General features: G+C 39.1%; 15 protein-coding genes. 13 read left to right on the top strand and 2 right to left on the bottom strand.

The features are described 5' to 3' along the window. Positions 1-168: 168 nt before the first annotated feature. From BPR_RS13080 to BPR_RS13020, 13 genes are all read left to right on the top strand, one after another. Positions 169-1029, top strand: a complete 861-nt coding sequence (locus BPR_RS13080; protein ID WP_013281962.1) for an AraC family transcriptional regulator — start codon at positions 169-171, stop codon at positions 1027-1029. A gap of 108 nt (positions 1030-1137) precedes the next feature. Continuing rightward, entirely contained in the window at positions 1138-2076 is a 939-nt protein-coding gene (locus BPR_RS13075; RefSeq protein ID WP_013281961.1) for a glycosyltransferase family 2 protein, read from the top strand. Beyond that, complete coding sequence (locus BPR_RS13070; protein WP_013281960.1) at positions 2076-2822, top strand: glycosyltransferase family 2 protein; 747 nt, start codon at positions 2076-2078, stop codon at positions 2820-2822. Before BPR_RS13075 ends, BPR_RS13070 begins: the two co-directional genes overlap by 1 nt. Positions 2823-2843: 21 nt before the next feature. Then, on the top strand, positions 2844-4250 hold the full coding sequence (locus tag BPR_RS13065) for an exopolysaccharide biosynthesis polyprenyl glycosylphosphotransferase (protein WP_013281959.1): 1407 nt from the start codon (positions 2844-2846) through the stop codon (positions 4248-4250). Positions 4251-4271: 21 nt separating this feature from the next. Next, positions 4272-5408 (top strand): YveK family protein, encoded by a 1137-nt coding sequence (locus BPR_RS13060; RefSeq protein ID WP_013281958.1) that lies wholly within the window; start codon positions 4272-4274, stop codon positions 5406-5408. Between the two features lie 11 nt (positions 5409-5419). Then, positions 5420-6238 (top strand): glycosyltransferase, encoded by an 819-nt coding sequence (locus tag BPR_RS13055; protein ID WP_143754305.1) that lies wholly within the window; start codon positions 5420-5422, stop codon positions 6236-6238. After that, positions 6239-7366: an EpsG family protein gene (locus BPR_RS13050; RefSeq protein WP_013281956.1), complete on the top strand. Its 1128-nt coding sequence runs from the start codon at positions 6239-6241 to the stop codon at positions 7364-7366. 14 nt (positions 7367-7380) lie between these two features. Continuing rightward, positions 7381-8319 (top strand): glycosyltransferase, encoded by a 939-nt coding sequence (locus BPR_RS13045; RefSeq protein WP_013281955.1) that lies wholly within the window; start codon positions 7381-7383, stop codon positions 8317-8319. Between the two features lie 2 nt (positions 8320-8321). Beyond that, on the top strand, positions 8322-9602 hold the full coding sequence (locus tag BPR_RS13040) for a glycosyltransferase family 4 protein (RefSeq protein WP_013281954.1): 1281 nt from the start codon (positions 8322-8324) through the stop codon (positions 9600-9602). A gap of 15 nt (positions 9603-9617) precedes the next feature. After that, on the top strand, positions 9618-10817 hold the full coding sequence (locus tag BPR_RS13035; RefSeq protein ID WP_013281953.1) for a glycosyltransferase family 4 protein: 1200 nt from the start codon (positions 9618-9620) through the stop codon (positions 10815-10817). 10 nt (positions 10818-10827) lie between these two features. Then, positions 10828-12051 carry a hypothetical protein gene (locus tag BPR_RS13030; RefSeq protein WP_013281952.1) on the top strand — a complete coding sequence of 408 codons (1224 nt, stop codon included), beginning with the start codon at positions 10828-10830 and terminating at the stop codon, positions 12049-12051. Continuing rightward, positions 12044-13054 carry a glycosyltransferase family 2 protein gene (locus tag BPR_RS13025; RefSeq protein WP_013281951.1) on the top strand — a complete coding sequence of 337 codons (1011 nt, stop codon included), beginning with the start codon at positions 12044-12046 and terminating at the stop codon, positions 13052-13054. The genes BPR_RS13030 and BPR_RS13025 overlap by 8 nt, the downstream gene beginning before the upstream one ends. Then, positions 13054-14745: a hypothetical protein gene (locus BPR_RS13020; RefSeq protein WP_013281950.1), complete on the top strand. Its 1692-nt coding sequence runs from the start codon at positions 13054-13056 to the stop codon at positions 14743-14745. The genes BPR_RS13025 and BPR_RS13020 overlap by 1 nt, the downstream gene beginning before the upstream one ends. Before the next feature lie 67 nt (positions 14746-14812). Here BPR_RS13020 and BPR_RS13015 read toward each other — a convergent pair whose 3' ends face one another. Together BPR_RS13015 and BPR_RS13010 are read right to left on the bottom strand one after the other, a co-directional pair. Further along, positions 14813-16564 (bottom strand): DUF6044 family protein, encoded by a 1752-nt coding sequence (locus BPR_RS13015; protein ID WP_013281949.1) that lies wholly within the window; start codon positions 16562-16564, stop codon positions 14813-14815. Then, the gene (locus tag BPR_RS13010) at positions 16561-17706 is read right to left on the bottom strand and encodes an N-acetyl sugar amidotransferase (protein WP_013281948.1); all 1146 of its coding nucleotides are present in this window, start codon (positions 17704-17706) and stop codon (positions 16561-16563) included. The genes BPR_RS13015 and BPR_RS13010 overlap by 4 nt, the downstream gene beginning before the upstream one ends. Between the last annotated feature and the right edge of the window lie 10 nt (positions 17707-17716).

Here is a 17716-nt window from a genome sequence, read left to right as displayed (position 1 = left end):
TTTCCTGCTTATTATAAAGACAAAAAAAGAGTATGAAAATTCACTTTCTTGATTTTGATTTGCATTATCTTGACATGACAATTATACTATGTATGAAACTGTATTAAATACACATGTTATCGCTATATTATTTCTTTTGCTATCGGTATAAAGAGGAGATCAGCATAAATGCAGGAAAGATTGTTTCAGGGTGAATATGTATCTTCCAACAGAATGTTGTATACGCCATCAGAGTTTGCTAAATCAAATCTGATGTATTTGCAGGAAATAGGTGAGCTGAAAGCCAAGAAAACTCATACAAGTAAGAGACAGAATCTGGATTCATTTCTATTTTTTTATGTAAAAGAGGGAAGTGGAACACTTGATTATGGAGGAAGAGAATACACAGTAAAAAGCGGAGACTGCGTTTTTATAAATTGTAAAAATCCTTATCTTCACAGGACTTCAGAAGACTTATGGGCGCTGGAATGGATTCACTTTAATGGTGAAAGCATGCTGCCCATTTATCTTAAATATGTAGAGAGAGGTGGACAGCCGGTTTTTAGACCTGATAGTGGTCTGGAACCTGAGAAAATATGGACTAATATTGACGAAACAGCCAGATCTTCAGATTATATCAGAGATATAAGAATAAATGAGTATCTGTCAACGCTTATTACCTTTCTAATGAGCTTTAGCTGGAATCCCGAGGCAGCGCAGGTTTCGAACAACTCAAAGACGATCATGAATCTGAAAGACTACCTTGATTTGCATTATTCTGAGAAGATCAGCCTAGATATGCTGGCAGATATGTTTTTGGTAAACAAGTACTCTTTATCGAGAGGTTTTAAAGAGCAGTATGGCACGTCAATCATCAATTATCTGCTAATCACACGTATTACACATGCCAAGCAGATGCTGAGATTTACGGATGAAACTGTTGAGGAAATAGGAAGCAGGTGCGGGATAACTCCGCTTTATTATTTTTCAAGGATATTCAAACAGATAGAAGGTATAAGTCCCCTGGAATACAGGATGCAGTGGAAATAGTGATTGCCATTGAAAGAACCGGGGGATAAGTGTAAAATATTTGATAGGATTGCGGTAGTATGCGTTTATGGCGCAATCAAATGAAACATTGATTATGGAGATTTTGTAATGGAACTGTTAAGCGTTATTGTCCCATGCTATAACGAGCAGGAGAATATAGTAGATTTTTATAATGAACTTTTTAAATATGAGGGCTTTTTCAAGGATAGAGATGTTGATATAGAACTTATCTTTGTAAATGATGGCTCAAAAGATGATACTGTTTCTATTGTTAAAGAGCTTCATGCAAAAGATGAGAGAGTGCATCTCATAAACTTTTCAAGAAATTTTGGTAAGGAAGCGGGCATGTATGCCGGACTTCAGAAATCCAAGGGAGATTATGTGGTGGTTATGGACTGCGATCTCCAGGATCCACCGGCTCTTTTACCTGATATGTTTAAGTGTATCGCTGAGGAAGGATACGACAGTGTGGCTACCAGACGAGTAGACAGAAAGGGCGAGCCGCCTATCAGATCTTTCTTTGCAAGGCAGTTTTACAAGATCATCAATAAGATGTCCAAGACTGAAATTGTGGATGGAGCAAGAGACTACAGACTTATGACAAGGCAGTTTGTAGATGCGATCCTTTCTCTTGAGGAATATAACCGTTTTTCCAAAGGAATATTTGGATGGGTCGGATTTAAGACAAAGTGGCTTGAATTTGAGAACATTGAGAGGAAGAAGGGTGAGACCAAGTGGTCATTCTGGAAGCTGTTCTTGTATGCACTTGATGGAATTGTGGCTTTCTCAACTGCACCGCTTGCTATGGCGTCAGTATTTGGCGTGTTATTCTGCTTTATAGCCCTTATTTTTATAATATTTATAGTAGTCAGACAGCTTACAGTTGGAGATCCTAACAATACAGTTGGCTGGGCTTCTACTGTTTGTATCATCTCTCTTGTGAGCGGAGTTCAGCTCTTTTGCCTTGGAATTGTTGGACAGTATCTGTCCAAAGCGTATCTTGAGGTCAAGAAGCGTCCTATGTACATTGTAAAAGAGGAGTTATAATGGTCAGCATTATTGTTCCGGTATACAATGCAGTTAAATATATAGAGACTACAATTGATATGGTGAGCAGGCAGACCTACAAGGATTGGGAGCTTATTCTGATAGACGATGCGTCTACAGATGGGAGTGCCGATCTCATTGAGAAAATAGTTGCAAGTCAGGGCAAACGAGTAAGGCTCATTAGAAAAAGTGTCAATGAAGGCGCAGCCGCTGCCAGAAATACCGGGATAGATGCATCAGCCGGTAGATATATTGCTTTTCTGGATGCGGATGATGTCTGGATGCCGGATAAGCTTCAGAAGCAGATTGCTTTTATGGAGAAGACCGGAGCGGCTTTTTCTTTTCACTCATATGAGTTTGGTGACGACAAGGCAAATCCGACAGGTAAGATAGTAAGGGCACCGAAGACGCTAAGCTTCAGGCAGGCTCTATCCAGAACTGTTATCTTCACTACTACAGTAATGTTCGATACAGAGAAAATTGACATGGAGATAATCCATATGCCTCAGGTTCCGAGCGAAGATACAGCTACGTGGTGGAGAATACTTAAGAGCGGGTATGTGGCTTATGGATTGGATGAAAACCTTGCCATTTACAGAAGGCCGGCAAGATCGTTGTCATCAAATAAATTTATCGCTATACAGAGAATTTGGTTTTTGTATAGAAATATTGCGGATCTTTCGATAATACAGTCTGTTTTTTATTTTGTGGGATGGGCTGTCAGAGCTACACTTAGAAGATTATGATCTGCAAAAAGGGGATTTCGTATGAAAAACGTGGAATCAGCTAAGAGAATCCTTGTGCTTTTTTTGGGATTCGTTGGTTTGGGGATGCAAACCGCTGTTTATGCTTTTTTTTGGTTTAAAACATATTATCCAATAGTTGCAGCTACTCGTATCAGCCAGGATGGTTATGTGCTTGGCGGCGGACTTAAGCTGTATTTTAGAGGACATCTTCTGATACTTGGAATTTACTTTATTCTTCTATTGTTCTTTTCCAATACTTACGGAGGGCTGAAAATAGGCTATCTCAAGCCTATGGATGTGTTCTTTTCTCAGATTTTTGCCCTTTTCATGGTAAACTTCATATCTTATTTCCAGATATCTCTTTTGAGAAACTGGTTGGTAACGGTAACACCGATGGTTATGATCTTCCTGATCCAGCTGGCGATTTCTTTTTTGTGGGCATATGCGACAAATGGCTTGTATATGAAGATATTCAGGCCAAGGAGACTCTTGCTTGTAAGTGGAATATATCCGGTAGATGATATTACGCATAAGTTCAATATGAGAAAAGACAAATATGACATAGTTAAGTCTATGAACATTTCCGAGGGAATCGAGAAGATATATGAAGAGTGCCTTGGAAATTATGACGGAGTCATTATTTGGGATGTTCCAAGCCAGTACAGAAATGGTCTTGTTAAGTATTGCTATGGCAGAAATATCAGAATTTATGTTATGCCTAAGATAACGGATGTTCTTTTAAAAGGATCTACTCAGCTGCATCTTTTTGATACACCGGTTCTTTTGCTGAGGGAATATGCTATTAAGGTTGAACAGAGGGCAATTAAAAGGGTTATAGATATTGTGCTGTCTCTTTTGCTCATAATTCTTTCATCCCCTGTAATGCTCATAACAGCTATTGCAATCAAGCTGTATGATGGAGGCCCTGTGTTGTACAAGCAGGTCAGATGCACTCAGAACCGCAGAGAATTCAAAATCATGAAGTTCAGGAGTATGCGCGTCGATGCGGAAAAAGATGGGGTGGCAAGACTTGCATCCAAGAATGATTCGAGAATTACTCCAATTGGTAAGTTTATCCGCAAATGCAGAATAGATGAGCTTCCACAGCTGTTTAATATTCTTGTAGGTGACATGGCATTTATAGGTCCAAGACCTGAGAGACCTGAGATAATAGCTCAGTATCTGGAAGAAATGCCGGAGTTTGCATTCAGAATGAAGGTTAAGGCCGGACTTGCAGGATATGCGCAGGTTTACGGCAAGTATAATACTACTCCATATGACAAGCTCAAGCTGGATCTGACATACATAGAGAATTATTCTGTATGGCTTGATATTAAGCTGATGCTCTTGACGGTTAAGATTTTGTTTACGCCCGACAGTACGGAGGGTGTTGATGATAATCAGATCACTGCACAGAAAAATACGTGATCAGCATCTTAGGAGAATGGGATGGAAAGAGGAAGTAAGGGACATAGAGAGGAAACTCTGAATCTTAGATGTTTTTATCTCAGACTTATCAGGAAGATTTGGATTGTGCCTTTGGCAGCTGTAATAGGGGCTGCTATATGTCTTGGCATATATACTCTGGCTACTGTGACCTATGGACCTGCCAGAAGCTACAGGGCTGAAGCGAGACTATATGTGAGCTTTGCCTACGATGAGAACAAGGGAACTCTTGTTGATCACTACAATGCATATACATGGCAGCATATGTTGATGCCTACGGATGATATTTTGAATCCGATAATTGCTGAACTGGAAAAAGAACAGATTTATGTCACTGAATCTGACGGTCTCAGCGCAACATATGGCGATGCCAAGTCTATCACAAAAGATGAGCTTCTTGCCTCTATAAATGCAGATACTCCTTCTGATGTAAGGCTTATGCTCTTATCGGCTGAGAATTCTGACAAAGAGCTTGCTGATTCGATACTTCGTGCGAGTGTTAAGTCTCTCGAAGAATATGGAAGCAGTAATAAGGCTTTTGATTCAATAAAGTGCCTTAGCATAGACGAAGCAAAACTTGTTACTTATTCAGACAGAAGCTTTGCGGCTGCTGTGTTTGGTGCTATCTGTGCTGCAGTTGTTGCTATTCTGATAATGCTACTTATCGCAGCTATAGATGATGCAATTTATATCCAGGAGGATGCAGAAAAAAGATATTCTGTAAATGTTCTTGGAATCCAGTGTAAAAAAGCGGACGATTTCTTTAAGAATGAGTTGATTGCAGGGCTAAATAAGGCAACAGAAGGTTATACACAGGTTGCTGTTATTTCAACTGACAGTGTTGAAGATGAAAAGGTATCTAAAGCGGACACTGAAGCCATAAGTGCAATTATTTCAGGAACAGATGCCGGTGCAAACGTCAGGCTTATACCAATGGCAGTTCCGGGAACAGTTCTTGATAATTACAGGAAAATAGGAACCTGCGATGGAGTTATTCTGTGTGTTCCGTTTGGAACAAGAAATGGAGCAATGACAGAACATATTCTTGCGCAGCTCAAGAAACATGAATGCCCTGTTCTTGGTATCGTTATAGCAAGAGCTGACAGTAGATTTATGCGTAGCTACTATGGTATTAAATGATGGTAAAAGATATGAGTGATAAGAGACTACAGATTCTTGTTTCGGCAGTCAATAAGGATGCTCAAAAGCTGCCTGAGGCTATGAATATTGAATCTGATGCGGTTATAGTAAATCAGCTTATTGGGCAGGATGAGAAGTCTTGTGCAGAAGAGTCGGAAGAATATATATTTAGAGATCACGCGATCAAAATTATGAGGCGCCATGAAAAAGGCGTCGGGAGATCAAGGAATCTGGCGCTGGATAATTCAGACCATGAAATCATCCAGTTTGGAGATGATGACATAGTATATGACAGCGGATATGCTCAGAAGATATTAGCAGAGTTTGATGCTCATCCAAAGGCGGATATACTTCTTTTTAATGTTAAAGCTCAGCCGGGCAGAGAGACATACTGGAATGAGGATTTTGCCAAAGTTACGTGGAAAAACTATGGCAGATATCCGGCTTATGCCATATGCGCCAGGAGAGATAAGCTGATTTCGAGTGGAGTCAGATATTCCCTTTTGTTTGGCGGTGGAGCACCATATATGAATGGTGAGGACAGCCTTTTTTTGCATGATTGTCTGAAAGCAGGCCTTTCTGTATACAGGACTGATGTGGCAATCGGCCATGAGCTTGTAAGTGAGTCTACTTGGTTTAAAGGATACACAGAAAAATTCTTTTTTGACAGGGGCGTTTTATACCACTTTTTATACGGTGGAATGGCCTTCGCGCTTGGATTTAGATTTTTGTACAAGAACAGATTGACTATGTGTGCTGAAATGGGACTTTTTAAGTGTTATAGAGTTCTTTTATCAGGTATCAGACATGGAAGGACGATCAAAGAATAAATGGCAGTTTATTTATCTCTTACAGTGATAGTGCTGCTGATGGCACTACTTGTTAAGCAAACTGACAAAGACGGAGGAAGTATCCGCATATATCAGGGTATGAGCAGGCAACAGATGGTTAATCATGTCACCTGCCTTATTATTTTTGTGCTGCTCTTTGCCGTTTCTTCACTTAGATTAAATGTTGGAAATGATTACCTTAATTATGTCGAGCTGATGCATCTTGCCTATAGCCGTGCTTATGTTCCGACAGAGGTAGGCTTCAATGTTTTGGCCAGGGTTATATATTTTCTGTGCGGATTTGAAAACTATGTTTTGATATTTGCTATCTTTGCCTTTGCTACAATTTATTTCTTTATGAAGGCAATGTATGAACAGAGCAAATGGTTTACCATGAGCATTGTAATGTTCATGCTCCTCGGGTATTATTTTCAGTCACTTAGCACTGTGAGATATTATCTGGCATTATCAATAGCTCTTTATTCGGTTAAATATGTAATTAACAGGGACTGGCCGCGATTTGTGCTGGTAACTTTGATGGGAAGTCTTTTCCATAAATCGCTTTTACTTGTATTACTCTTATACATAGTTGCACAGCTGAATTGGAAGAGATGGATGTATGTTGGATTTGGGATTCTTGGCGTTTCATGTCTTTTCCTGAAGGATTATTATCTTAAGATTGTAATCATGCTGTATCCGTCCTATAAAGATACAGAGTATCTCGAGGGTGGAACAAGTATTGTTAATATAGTAAGGTGTGTGGTCATATTGGCTCTTTCTCTTTGGCTGTATAAAGATGCCATAAGAGATAGCAGGAGAAACAGGTTTTACTTTATTTGTAATATCATGGCGCTTGTTCTGTATGTGTTTGGATCATTTATACCCGTTATTTCAAGAGTTGGATATTATATGACTGTGACGCATCTATTGTTTGTACCATCACTTATTATGGAGATAAAAGATGATACAAGGAAAAAGGCATTAACAGCTTGTACTATAATAGCATGCGTTATGTATTTTGCCCTCTATATGAGAGGTGCTGCTAATGACGGAATTCGAATTTTGCCTTATCAGACTTTTCTTTTTCACGATCTGCCACTTACTCTTTCAGAAAGAGGCTACTATTAAGGGAGACTTATGCTATGAAGAAAAACTTTTTTACAATTATCATAGTATCCTATAATCCGGGAGAAAAACTGTTCGAAACAATAAGAAGTGTTGAGAAACAGACTTTTACAGATTACAGAATTCTCGTTAAAGACGGAATGTCTACAGATGGCTCTATAGAGAAATTGAAGGAAGAATATGATGTAGCTATTGCCGGCGCAGGCATTGATAAGACTATTACGTTGCTTGAGAGCTGTGACAATGGAATATACCACGGAATGAATATAGCCACTGCCTTTTTGAAGAGCAGGATAATTGAAAACAGGGCTATCAGGGATGATGTGGAAAACACTGAGGAAGTAAAACTATTAAAAGCCGGTGAAGAACCATCATATATCTTTTTCCTTAATTGTGGCGACAGATTTTATGATGAAAATGTCTTAAAGAATATGCATGATGCGATAAATAATAAAAATGCCAGAGAGGGAACAACGCTTCCTGCAATTTATTATGGCGATATTTTTGACAGACAGACTGGGCATAAAGTCGCTTCAAATCCGCAAATTAACGATTACGCATGTTATAGAAACGTTCCGTCTCATCAGGCCTGCTTTTATGATGAGAGACTTATATACAAGAATCCTTTTGACCTTAATTACAAGGTAAGGGCAGATTATGAGCAGTTTCTTAGATGCTTTTATCGTGATAAGGCATCCACATACTATGTGCCTATTGTTGTTTCAAGCTATGAAGGCGGAGGCTACTCTGATCAGAATAAGAAGCTTTCAGAGGAAGAGAGAAAAGAAATCATTAAACATTATCTGACAGGAGCACAGATAAGAAGATATGATTTTCTAAGAATAGTAACCTTGTCTAAATTAAGGACTGCTCTTGCCTCTAATAAAATAACAGCAGGTTTTTATAATGCTGTTAAGACAGCAATCTATGGAATAAAAGGTGGTAAGGAGGAGTAATATTGAAAGTTTTATGGCTGTGTAATATTATGCTTCCGGCTTATGCCAAAGCTCACAATCTCCAATATTCTTCAAGGGAAGGATGGCTTTCGGGCTGCTTTGAGAGAATAAACAGGGAGCCTTTTGCAGAAAGAGAAATTGAGCTTGGAGTATGTTTCCCTGTAGGCTCAGAATCCGATGCTTCCAAAGAGGAAATAGGCGGGGTAACATATTATAGCTTTGTTGAAGATTTATCTCACCCTGAGAAGTACGATGGGACAATAGAGAATAGATTCAGAGAGATACTAGATGACTTTAACCCGGATATTGTTCATATATTCGGAACAGAATTTCCGCATACACTTGCCATGCTCAGGTCTTTTGGCAATCCTGACAGAGCACTTGTGGGAATTCAGGGTGTTTGCTCAAGAATTGCTGATGAATACATGGCAGAAATACCGGAGCAGGTGCAGCAGTCAGCTACTATCAGAGACAGACTTAAAGAGGATTCTCTTTTGCAGCAGCAGGAAAAATATAGAGTTCGCGCTGAGCATGAAAGAGAGGCTATTCTCTTAACAGGAAATATCACAGGAAGAACCGCTTTTGACAAAGAGGAGACTTCTAAAATTAATCCTCAGGCAAGGTATTTTTCTATGAATGAGACTATGAGACCTGCTTTTTACACAGGAAAGTGGGAAGAAAAAAATGTCAGACCTCATAGTATCTTTTTATCCCAGGGAGATTATCCTCTAAAAGGGTTTCACTTTGTGCTTGAAGCAATGCCACTTATTTTAGAAAAATATCCGGATGCCCACCTTTATGTTGCAGGTAATAACATAATAGGCAAGGGGCAGAGCAAGTATCCGTATTTCCTCAGAGCTAGCGCTTATGGCAAGTATATCAGATCTCTTATAGCTACAAATAAGCTTAAGAAAAAAGTAACTATGGTGGGAATGCTAAGCGAAGAGGAAATGAAGCAGCAAATGCTTGAAAGCAGTCTTTTTGTATGTGCATCTGTTGTGGAAAATTCACCAAACTCATTGGCAGAAGCAATGCTTCTAGGGATGCCGATCGTTGCTGCAAAAGTGGGTGGCGTGCCAAGTGTGATCCAGGGAAATAAAGAGTGTAGCTTCTTTGAGAAAGGTGATTATAGAGGGCTTGCAGAAGCTGTTATACAGATGTGGGATGAACCGGTTATTTCAGGAGTCTATGGCGATAATGCCAGAAAGCATGCCCTTTTATCGCATGATCCGGATACTAACTACAAGAAGCTGATCAGCATATACAGAGATATTACTTCATGAGAATAGGATTATCAGATGGATAAAGGAATGGTAGTTACCTTTGTTTCCAATTACATAAATCATCATCAGCTTCCTTTTTGTAATGCTATGAACAGCATGGAGGATGTAGAATTTCACTTTATCCAGACATCTCCTATGGAGGAGAAAAGAGTGGAAATGGGATGGGCTCTTGACGTTACAGACATTCCATATGTATCACTTTTTTACGAAGACAGAAATGAGTGTAAACGGCTTATTCTGGATAGTGATGTAACAATCCTGGGGTGGTCTGACGGACTCATTTCTGATATTGAACAGGAAAGATTATCATCCGGTAAGCTGACCTTTAGAGTAAGTGAGCGAATTTACAGGGAGGGTCAGTGGAAGTTTATAAGTCCTAAGGGTATTATAGCCAAGTATAGGGAGCATATCAGATTTAGAAACAAGCCTGTATATCTTTTGTGCGCCGGGGCATATGTTGCTTCAGACTTCGATCTTATAAGGAGTTATCCGGGGAAAAAACTGAGATGGGGCTATTTTCCGCAGATCAAGAACGAAGATTATGTTAAGCCTGAGTTAACTGATTGTGTGAATATCTGCTGGGCCGGAAGGATCATTGAGCTCAAGCACTGCGAGCATGCAATTGAAGTAGCCAGATTACTTAATGATAAAGGCTATAGTTTCCATATGGATATTATTGGAGATGGCAATAAGAAGGCAGAAATAGAGGCTTTGATAGACAGATACAATCTGCAGGGCAGAGTTGCATTACATGGAGGGAAAAAACCTGACGAAGTAATAGACTTTATGCAAAAGGCGGATATATATCTTTTTACAAGTAATTATCTGGAAGGCTGGGGAGCAGTTGTAAATGAAGCTATGGAATGTGGATGCGCGGTGGTGGCATCACATGAAGCTGGCGCTGTGCCTTTTCTGATAAGAGATGGCGTAAATGGACTTACATATGAAAATGGCAGTATAAGGGCTTTGCAAGACAAGGTCTTGTATTTATTTGAAAATCGAGATAAAATTCGAGAGTTTGGCAAAAGAGCAAAAGAGACTATGACAAGAGAATGGAATGCTCAAAATGGAGCGAAGGAACTTGTCAGATTCTCAAAAGAATTTTTAGACGGGAGAGAGCCAAGACCATGTGCAAGCGGACCTGTGAGTCTTGCAACTAATATACGCCCTGCCGGATTTATCCGCTCTTTGCAGGAAAAAAACAGATTGGAATAAGAGTAAAGTAATGAGAACTATTGATAGGATTTTTGATGTTGAATTTGAAATTGGCGATGTGAAGATTAAATGCTTCGATATCCTCGTGGCGATTGTCCTGACTACTCTTGGGATGATGTTCAGGTTTTCACTGTACGATGTTAAATCAGGAGACTATGTGACAGCTTTTGCAGACTGGATGAAAGAATGTCATGCAGCAGGTGGTTTTGCATATCTTGGTATCAAACCGGGAGTATCTGATGCAAGTACTTTTGACTATAACTGTATGTTCCAGTATTTGATCGTAATACTCCACTATATTGGCGGAAATATTAGTGATATGTATCTGGTCAAGACATTGTCGGTTATTTTTGACTTTGTCTGTGCAGTTAACCTTGGAAGGATTGCTTATCATGTATCAGGCAGAGATATAAAAAAGGGAATGCTTGCTTATTTTGCAGTTCTGTTCCTTCCAACTGTTGTATTGAACAGCGCAGCTTGGGCACAGAATGATTCTATATATACAGCTTTTATCCTGTTGTCACTTCTTCATGTATTAAAGGGAAATGATTTTAGAGCATTTTTGTATCTGGCAATATCTTATAGTTTCAAGCAGCAGGCAATCTTTTTTATGCCATTTATCATTCTAATGTGGCTTAAAAATAAGATAAAGATCAGATATATCCTTGTTATTCCTGTGTTCCATGTTGTTTCCATGATTCCTGCAGCTATAGCCGGAAGAACATGGGGAGACCTTTTGGGAATATATGGTAATCAGGTAGAAATGTTTACAAGACTTTCCATGAATTACCCCAGCATATATACAATAATAACATCAGATCTTGATAGAAGCGTGAGACGCCTGATAATAAGAGGCGGAGTTATGGCTACAGTGATCATTTTCGGCATGATTGCTTATTATATGTACAACAAGAAGTTTAAAATAACTGAGAAGTTTATGATAACGCTAGTTATATTTACTGCAGAGCTGTGCTGTTTCTGCTTGCCTGTAATGCATGAGAGATATGGATATATGCCGGAGATGCTGGCAGTAGTTTATGCTCTTTATAGTTATAAGAGACTGCCTGTATGCGCATTTTTGCAGGTAATATCTATGATCACTTATACAAGATACTTATTTGGTGCTACGGTTACATATTTATGGCCGCTGACAGTTGCCATGCTTGCAATTATTCTGACTGTAGGCTATGACCTTTATAAGCAGATGCAGATTCCGGAGGAAGTAAATGCCTGAGTTTGACAAGAAGATATCTGTTATCATTCCTGCATATAACATTGAAGATTTGTTAGGAAGATGTGTAGAATCTGTTGTGTATCAAGATTACCCCAAAAATCTTCTTGAAATTATAGTTGTAGACGATGGCTCCACTGATGCAACCGGCAAGGTTGCTGATGAATTGGCGGCCAGATTTGAAAATGTTACTGCCATCCACAAAGAAAACGGTGGATCCAGTAGCGCCAGAAATGTTGGAATAAGACATGCGTCAGGCGAATATATCGGATTTGTAGATAGTGATGACTATATAGATAGTCGTATGTACTCTGCACTTATGTCAGCAGCTATTGAGTATGATGCTGATATGATCCAGATTTCGAGAGATGAAATATCAGAAGATGGCACAAAGAGGGCTGACGTAGTAATTCCTCCGCAGGAAGTAACAGTAATTGAGCCATCTGAGCATTTCAGGACTCTTTTGATGCATACAGGTGATGCGTCTTATTGTACTAAACTTGTAAAGAAATCTCTTTTTACTGATGATATGCTTTTTCCGGAGGGAGAGCTTAATGAAGATTTCTTCCTGATGATACATATGCTTGGTATGGTCAACAAGGTAGTTATTTTACCTTGGCAGTATTATCATGTTTTTTACAGGCTTGGAAGTAACTCACGTAGAAAAGTTGAGGACAAGGACTATTTTCCATCTGTTTTTACTGACATTGTCAGAAATGCAGATGTTGTTCTCGAACTGGTTAAAAAAGATTTTCCGGAACTTGAGAGCGTGGCTAAGCGATTTGGGGCTGTTCAGAGACTGGACTATCTATTACATATTCCTGTTTCCAAGATGACTAAAGATAACGAGTTCTATATGAATGTTGTCAGAAATATCAGAGGCAATCTGGGTGAGATACTAGGAAACAGTTATCTGACAGGTAAGCAAAAGGCATATCTTATGATACTTGCGCCTGCACCAAGATTTGTACGTAAACTCCATGCCTTAATAAGAGGTTTGAACTAATGAAGAAATGTGGCATTTTACTCATTTTTGTGTTATCGATAATTGTAAATGTTTATTTTGGCTATCAGAAGGCGGGATTTCATGAGGATGAGTACTATACCTATTATTCTTCTAACAGAAGCGTGGGCTTATACCAGCCAGATAGAGAGTGGCAGGATAGGCAGACGATATTAGATGAATTTGTTGTCAAAAATGGCGAAGGCTTTAACTATGGACTTGTAGCACTTGTTCAGTCCTGGGATGTGCATCCGCCTTTTTATTATATGATTTTTCATACGATCTGTTCGCTATTTCCGGGTGTATTTACGAAATGGACAGGTATCATAACTAATCTGATTGCATTTTCTCTTACATTTTTAGTACTTGACCTTATTCTCAAGAGACTAAGGGTGTCATTCTTAATGGAAATGCTTGGCCTATTATTCTATGGATTTAATCCTCAAACTATATCAGGGAATATGCTTACGAGAATGTATGCCTGGCTGTCATTTTTTGTCGCGCTGTGTGCTTACTTACATATCAGGTTGGTACAGGATTATAAATCCATGAAAACCTTAAATGCTTCTGAGCACAAAGAAACTCAGAAAGTCAGTTTTGTTGGAGCACTTAAAGAGTATGGAATGTATATCCTTCCGGTAGCTGTGACATCTTATTTGGGTTTTCTTACGCAATACTTTTATTTGTTCTTTTTTGTTTCTATAGGAATAGCCTATACTGCATGGATAGTGTTTTTTAATAAGAACATACGATATGGAATCACCTATGTGATCAGTTGTGCTGTTTCACTTGGCCTGGCTGTCATATCGTATCCTGCAAGTCTTCATCACATGCTGGGTGGATACAGGGGCAATGAGGCGGCAGGAAGCTTGTTTGACATCGGAAATACGTTGATGAGACTGTCTTTCTTTGCAGGGCTTTTAAATGACTTTGTATTTGCAGGTCTATTGTGGATGATCATTGGGACGATCATTGTGCTTGCAATAATTGGAATCATTAAATATGCAAAAGACAATACAATAACTGATAAAAACTATGATAATGACTATGGTAAAAGAGTTTTTACAGCAGATTTTGTAATGCTGATAATTGGTACTATAGGGTATTTTTTGATCACTACAAAGACAGCACTTTTAGTTGGGGCAGCTTCTAACAGATATGAGATGCCTGCCTATGGTCTTGGGATAATCATACTAGCGGTAACAATACACAGGCTTGGCGTAATATGGCATATAGGAGATACTGATGGTGACGCTGAAAAAAAACATTCACAGAAAGGCGCAAGTACTATCATTGGAATAGCTCTATGCTGCATAACGGTTGTTACCTTGTATAAGGGGTTGTTTATCGATAATAGAGTATTGTTCATTTATCCGGAGGATAGGGAGAAGATTGCATTTGCATCTGAAAGACATGATAAAGTAGCAGTTGTAATGTTCAATCCGGCCACGCCTCATAACGTATGGAGGCTTACTGATGAGCTTCTGGAGTATGATAAGGTTTATTACATGGATGAAGAAAACAATGATCCGCTTGATGACGTAGAGATTATGAATGCAGGTGAAATAATCCTGTATGCGGCCGATGATGATAATCAGGAGAACGCTATCAATAATCTGATGCAATATGCATCGTTAAATGAGCGTGAAAAGATTTATACCGAAGAAATGTGGAATACATATATACTTAGATAAAAAATCCCTAATCCATAGCTTTATTTCATGGATTAGGGATTTTTTTGGCCTTCATATACAGTTCAAATTACTGAAGATCATATACATATATAGTATAAGGACTGCTGTCATCTGAGTAAGTTCCTACAAGCTTGATTCCAAGCTCATCAGCATTGGAAAACTCGATTCGTGAGAATATGTATTTGCAGTCAAGGCTTTTAAGCTCATCAAGATTTACAATAAGTCTTTTATCGGTTACTTCCAAATTACGAAGCGGAGCATAAGTGTTTTCATCTGAACCGGAGTATAAGCTTACCCTTGCTCCCCAGCCTTCGAAATAAGATTTAAGAGAAGGTGAACCTTCAAGCGCAGGTGCAATAATGCTTGTCCACTTGTCTTTGTATTCCTGAGCATACATACCAAGGTATCCGTCAACAGTTGCAATTCCATTGTAGTTGAGCACTGCAGGATGCATTCCGTAGGCTGCTGACCATTCACCATTATAATCAATATCATCTATTATTTTATCAAATAGCTTTGTTGAATAGAATTCGTTGTAGTTAACATATGTCGTATCACGATGTTTGATTATCTTGAAAGCCTGATTGTAACAGGTGTAGTAAAAGTCGTTATAAACCTGAGGAATAAACATAACGATGAGAACGGCAAGAGTTACTATCAGGTTAGCAAGTGGTCTGATGTTCTTCTTGCCATAGTCATACATTCTGACACATACGAGTAAGAGCTCTGCGTACCAGAGAAATGTATTAAAGTATGCTGTCCTTGCAAATTCAAAGCCTGTAAGAGGGGGAATTAACATCTCAAACAGGTGTCTGAATGGAGCATACTGATACAGGCCAAAGATAAGAACATTGAAGATGATCCACAGCATTACAAGATTGATGGGATCTTTCATGATCCTGTCAGCCTGTTTTTTCTTGATGTAAAGAGCATTTATGATAACAATTGCAATCAAAACAACACCAAGAACGATGTAAGTATGTGAGTCCTCAGAGTGGAAGGAAGCATTAGCAAACTCTGAAAGTGCTGTCAGCATAGCCTGTCCAAAGCTGATGTCACCATGATCCATTGTTGTTCTGATAGTTACTGTATCAGTAAATAGCATCTCTTTAAACAATCTGTATTCAAAGAGAATATAACCTAGAGACAAGATAACGATTGAAACAAATGTGCTCTTAGGAAAACGCTTATCTCTGATCCATAGGATGACCACTGCGACTACCATGTAGGACAGGATAAAGAATCCATGGTAAGAAAAATAAGATAACAGTGGATATAAAAAGACTCCGATATATAAAGGAAGTCTTTGTTTAAAAGTCTCAGCAAAATAAAGTTTTCTGAGCAGCAGGATAATAAAAGGAACAGATGTAAATGCTATGCCGTAGGTTGGAAATACAGGAATCATACCATATGCTGCGGCAATTACTATAATAAGCGGCTTATAGTTCTCATAACGATCCTTGTAAACATCTTTTGCAAGCAGAATAAAGGAAATCATACCAACTGCTATCTTGGCTGCATAACCTGCTAAATAAGCCCAAACGCCAGGAAGCAGGATGTAAAAGAGGTTATAGATCAGAAATTCTGATCCAAATAAATCTCTTGGAACACCATGAAGAATTGGTGCATTAGCGCCCTGAGAGAACCAAAGACCTGCTTTCTTGAGCATTTCATAGTGAGCCATGAACAGGTCCAGATTATCATGGATCTGGAAATAGCTTTCACCTCTAAATATAAGGAACACCGCGGCCTGAATAGCCAGCAGTGTTCCTGTTAAATATAGATACCAATACTTTTTAAGAGTATTTGTCTTTGTCATGATTCGTAATCTTCTCCTACAGTGAACTTAGGTGTCCATTTACCATCAATCTTCTCGAATAGATCTCTGTTAACGTATTTATCGACAACTTCCCAGAATTCTTCTTTGGTTATACCAAGGTATTTGCAGGTCTTCTCGATATACTGTTCTCCGCATCCACCATCGTATTCGTTTACATACCATTTGCCATCTTCACGGCTAAAACGACCTTCTCTGATATCGTAACAAATCTCGTCTGTTGCATAACCAAAACCGAATTTGAGGTACTTGATCATCTGGTTAGGAATCTGAAGGTCACAATCAAGAGCTGTATATCTTCTGTAACGACCAAGATCGTGGAGGTTACCACTTCTACCTGTGAGGCCTCTTGCAACTGCGAAATCAGCGTTTGTAACCTGTGACCACTCTCTTACGTAATACTGAAGGAAAATGGCTCTTATTCCTTTAGCCTGCATCTCCTCAACAGTTGGAATTTTGTATAAGAACAGGTCTTTTTCTGTGATGTTGTTTGAAAGATCAACAAAGCTGTCAACGCTTGCACCACGAATGGTCTCGAGCTGCATTACGGAAAAAGCATTTCCTGTAGCTTCTTGATTCTTGGCTGCGCCAAGTGTAAGAGCAGCATTTTCACCCTGAATGATAAGAGGAATATTAAACTTAACAGCCATAATGTAGGCTGAAGCCCAGAGACAGTATTCAGAAGCAGCTATGATATTACCTCTTTCAAAGAATGACTTTCTGGCAAGCTTCTTGGCTACGATAGGATTAGGTCTGATTGAAATGATATCAAAACCAAGGTTATTAAGGTTCTCTATATTCTTGCGGCCAATCTCTGTGATCTCATCAGGCATGCAGTTAATGAGAAGAGGATTAAGTCCAAGTCTTTCCTTGGCGTAAACTGCCTGGAAGGTTGAATCCTTACCACCTGAAACTCCGATGATACAGTCATATGTATTTCCACGTTTTTTGGCCTCTGCCTTGGCTTCCTCAGCAAAAGACTTAAGCTCTGCCTGACGTTCTTCCCAGTTTATTGTTGCCTTGGATTCTTCATAACGGCAAGCGAAACAAATCTGTTCGTCATCAAAAATAATACCCGGCCTTGTATCAGGCTGAAGGCAACGTTTACAATATCGCATTTTCATGTGCGTAATC

The organism is Butyrivibrio proteoclasticus B316 (genome assembly GCF_000145035.1).
Classification (GTDB): domain Bacteria; phylum Bacillota; class Clostridia; order Lachnospirales; family Lachnospiraceae; genus Butyrivibrio; species Butyrivibrio proteoclasticus.
The sequence above is the reverse complement of the archived record's forward strand: the minus strand, read 5'-3'. Positions and strand labels throughout refer to the sequence as shown.

What these genes read in the sequence shown, in the direction of transcription:
- BPR_RS13080 (WP_013281962.1), top strand. Translation starts at nt 169, where the DNA reads ATGCAGGAAAGATTGTTTCAGGGTGAATATGTATCTTCCAACAGAATG.
- BPR_RS13075 (WP_013281961.1), top strand. Translation starts at nt 1,138, where the DNA reads ATGGAACTGTTAAGCGTTATTGTCCCATGCTATAACGAGCAGGAGAAT.
- BPR_RS13070 (WP_013281960.1), top strand. Translation starts at nt 2,076, where the DNA reads ATGGTCAGCATTATTGTTCCGGTATACAATGCAGTTAAATATATAGAG.
- BPR_RS13065 (WP_013281959.1), top strand. Translation starts at nt 2,844, where the DNA reads ATGAAAAACGTGGAATCAGCTAAGAGAATCCTTGTGCTTTTTTTGGGA.
- BPR_RS13060 (WP_013281958.1), top strand. Translation starts at nt 4,272, where the DNA reads ATGGAAAGAGGAAGTAAGGGACATAGAGAGGAAACTCTGAATCTTAGA.
- BPR_RS13055 (WP_143754305.1), top strand. Translation starts at nt 5,420, where the DNA reads ATGAGTGATAAGAGACTACAGATTCTTGTTTCGGCAGTCAATAAGGAT.
- BPR_RS13050 (WP_013281956.1), top strand. Translation starts at nt 6,239, where the DNA reads ATGGCAGTTTATTTATCTCTTACAGTGATAGTGCTGCTGATGGCACTA.
- BPR_RS13045 (WP_013281955.1), top strand. Translation starts at nt 7,381, where the DNA reads ATGAAGAAAAACTTTTTTACAATTATCATAGTATCCTATAATCCGGGA.
- BPR_RS13035 (WP_013281953.1), top strand. Translation starts at nt 9,618, where the DNA reads ATGGATAAAGGAATGGTAGTTACCTTTGTTTCCAATTACATAAATCAT.
- BPR_RS13030 (WP_013281952.1), top strand. Translation starts at nt 10,828, where the DNA reads ATGAGAACTATTGATAGGATTTTTGATGTTGAATTTGAAATTGGCGAT.
- BPR_RS13025 (WP_013281951.1), top strand. Translation starts at nt 12,044, where the DNA reads ATGCCTGAGTTTGACAAGAAGATATCTGTTATCATTCCTGCATATAAC.
- BPR_RS13020 (WP_013281950.1), top strand. Translation starts at nt 13,054, where the DNA reads ATGAAGAAATGTGGCATTTTACTCATTTTTGTGTTATCGATAATTGTA.
- BPR_RS13015 (WP_013281949.1), bottom strand. Translation starts at nt 16,564, where the DNA reads ATGACAAAGACAAATACTCTTAAAAAGTATTGGTATCTATATTTAACA.
- BPR_RS13010 (WP_013281948.1), bottom strand. Translation starts at nt 17,706, where the DNA reads ATGAAAATGCGATATTGTAAACGTTGCCTTCAGCCTGATACAAGGCCG.